This window comes from Streptomyces panacea, from assembly GCF_040560175.1.
In the GTDB taxonomy this organism is placed as follows: domain Bacteria; phylum Actinomycetota; class Actinomycetes; order Streptomycetales; family Streptomycetaceae; genus Streptomyces; species Streptomyces panacea.
In genome coordinates, this window is sequence record NZ_JARJHW010000341.1 from 1 (window position 1) to 2906 (window position 2906).

The 2906-nt window shown below is 72.1% G+C and carries 4 protein-coding genes; 1 reads left to right on the forward strand and 3 read right to left on the reverse strand.

Translation table 11 applies throughout. The features are described 5' to 3' along the window. The 3 genes from P3L51_RS35685 to P3L51_RS35695 all read right to left on the reverse strand — a co-directional run. A partial coding sequence (locus P3L51_RS35685) for a fluoride efflux transporter FluC (RefSeq protein ID WP_354609524.1) occupies positions 1–325 on the reverse strand: 325 nt, incomplete at its 3' end. Next, positions 322–834, reverse strand: coding sequence for a fluoride efflux transporter FluC (locus P3L51_RS35690; RefSeq protein ID WP_354609525.1), 513 nt, complete (start codon positions 832–834; stop codon positions 322–324). The genes P3L51_RS35685 and P3L51_RS35690, both read right to left, overlap by 4 nt. Beyond that, complete coding sequence (locus P3L51_RS35695; RefSeq protein ID WP_203233574.1) at positions 831–1208, reverse strand: metallopeptidase family protein; 378 nt, start codon at positions 1206–1208, stop codon at positions 831–833. The genes P3L51_RS35690 and P3L51_RS35695 overlap by 4 nt, the downstream gene beginning before the upstream one ends. 84 nt (positions 1209–1292) lie before the next feature. Here P3L51_RS35695 and P3L51_RS35700 point away from each other — a divergent pair. Beyond that, a partial coding sequence (locus tag P3L51_RS35700) for a metallophosphoesterase family protein (protein ID WP_354609526.1) occupies positions 1293–2906 on the forward strand: 1614 nt, incomplete at its 3' end.

The window sequence follows — 2906 nt, forward strand, 5'->3', positions numbered from 1 at the left end:
ACACCGCGCCGAGACCCACCAGCAGCGACGCCGTCACATACGCGCCCGCCAGCAGCCCCTTCCCGCGCTCCGCCAGCCGCAACGTCTCGTACGAGAAGGTCGAGTACGTCGTCAGCGCCCCGCACAGCCCCGTACCGATCAGGGCGTACGCCGCCGACGACACCGCCGCCCCGGCCACCACACCCAGCACCAGGCTCCCCGCCACGTTGACGGCGAATGTCCCCCACGGGAACAGGGTTTCGTGCCACGTCTGCACCGTACGGTCCGTCAGGTACCGCAGCGGCGCCCCGATCGCGCCCCCCACGACCACCAGCAGCCAGTTCACGACGCGGCCCCGGGCCCGACCGCCCCCGGCCCGACCACCCGCCGCGTCAGCGTGGCCGTCAGCCACACCGCCGCCATCGCGCCCACGAGCGTCACGGCCGCGTACCCGAACGCGGCCGGCGCCTCCCCGTGCCGTACCAACCGCAGGAAGTCCAGCGTGTACGTCGAGAACGTCGTGAAGCCGCCCAGCACCCCCACCCCCAGGAACGGCCGCACCAGCGGGTGCACCGACCAGCCGCCCTCGGCGACCAGCACCATCAGCACGCCGATCAGCCCGCAGCCCACCACGTTCACCAGGAACGTCGTCCAGGGGAAGGCCCCGTCGGCGGTGGGCCACAGCCGCTCGGCGCCGTACCGTGCCGTCGCGCCCACGGCGCCGCCCGCGGAGATCACGCCCAGTACCTGCCACAGCCGGTGCCCGGCCGTCTCGGCGCGCTGACCGGGCACCCGCAGGTCGACATCGGGGTCGACCGGCTCCAGGGGCTGATCCCTGGAACCCGGCGCGCTCACCCGTACCCCAGCTCGTGCAGCCGCTCGTCGTCGATCCCGAAGTGGTGAGCGATCTCGTGCACCACCGTGATCTCCGTCTCGGCCACCACTTCCTCGCGCGTCTCGCACATCCGCAGCGTCGGCCCCCGGTAGATCGTGATCCGGTCCGGCAGCACCCCCGCGTACCACTCACCGCGATCGGTCAGCGGAGTCCCCTCGTAGAGCCCGAGCAGATCGGGGTCGAACTCCTCGCCCGACTCCTTCGCCGCGGCGGGATCCGGCTCGTCCTCCACGAATACCGCGACGTTGTCCATCAGCCGCATAAGCTCCGGCGGAACCCGGTCCAGCGCCTCGGCCACCAGTTCTTCGAACTCCTCGCGCGTCATCTCCAGCACCCCGCCATTGTCACGCAGGTCACCAAGATCGGGGAAAGGCGGTGCCCACGCATGATCGCTCGTCGCCGTGGGCATACGCGCCCAATGGCCCGCGACGTACGCCGTGTCCCGTTCCGTACCGCGATCTCGGCGCTCGGCCGGTTCCAGCGGCACTACCGGTCCCGCGGCTCCGTCCCCACCAGCGCCCTCGTCAGCTCCCCGCACCCCTACACGCGCGCGCTCGGCCTCGTCGCCGTCGTCCTGCTCGGCGCCTGGCTCGGGCTGCTGATCGTCGGCAGCGTGCGTACGCCGGTCGGCCCCATGGACACGAAGATGACCCTGCGGCCCTCCCTCACCGGCGGCACGAAGATCAACGTCTCGCCGCTGGGCGCGCTGGAACTCGACTCGCACACGGCCCCGATCCGCCTCGACGTCGATGTCGACCAGCTCGACCCGGTCCGCTCGCAGGCCCTCGTCGAGCACCCCGAGCGCCTCGCCGGACTCCAGGAGGAGGTCGGCGACGACGTCGCGTCCGGGACGACCGAGCTGGCCGTACGGTCCTGTGTCGCCGTCGTCTCGGGCGCCACCGCCCTCGGCCTGGCCGTCTACCGCCGCCCCCGCCGCGCGCTGGCCGCCGGCGGGCTCGCGCTCGTGCTGCTGAGCGCGGCCGGCGTCACCGCGTTCGCGACCTGGAACCCGAAGTCCGTGCTGGAGCCCCGCTTCTCCGGGCTGCTCTCCTCGGCGCCGCAGGTCGTCGGCAGCGCGCGCTCGATCGTCACCGAATTCGACGTCTACCAGAAGGAGTTGGCACGGCTCGTCACGAACGTGACCAAGCTGTACGACGCGACGTCGACCCTGCCCTCCTACCAGCCGGACCCCGGCACGCTGCGCGTCCTCCAGGTCTCCGACATCCATCTCAACCCCGCCGCCTGGCACATCATCGGCTCGCTCGTGGAGCAGTACAAGATCGACCTCGTCATCGACTCCGGCGACACCATGGACCACGGCTCGGCCGCCGAGAACACCTTCCTCGACCCGATCCCCGACCTCGGCGCCCCGTACGTCTGGGTGCGCGGCAACCACGACTCGGCCGCCACCCAGAAATATCTTCAGGGCCTGAAGAACGTCCATGTCCTCGACAACGGCCGCGCCGTCACCGTCGCCGGGATCCGGGTGGCGGGCACGGGCGATCCGCAGTTCACCCCGGACCGCTCCCTGGCCAACGCCGGTGACCCGGCCGAGGAGATGGCCGGTATCCGGCTGGCGTCGGCCATCCGCGACCAGGAGCGGGCGGGCACCCCGGTGGACATCGCCGTCGCGCACAACCCGATCGCGGCCAGGGAGACCGACGGCACCGTCCCGCTGGTGCTGGCGGGCCACGTCCACCACCGCGACACCGAGATCATGCCGCTCGGTACCCGCCTGAAGATCGAGGGCTCGGCGGGCGGCGGCGGGCTGCGCGCGGTCCAGAACGACAAGCCCGAGAAGGTCCGGGCCTCGCTGCTCTACCTGGACAGCACGACGAAGCGGCTCCAGGCGTGGGACGAGATCACGCTGGGCGGTCTGGGGCTGACGACGGCGGAGGTCAGCCGTCACCTCCCGGAGGAGGCCGGCGTACCGGGCACGGGCCCGTCGCCGTCCGGAACGCCGTCGGGCCCGGCCTCGGGTTCGCCGTCCGGAACACCCCCGGTGTCACCTTCGGGTTCGCCCTCGAACGGA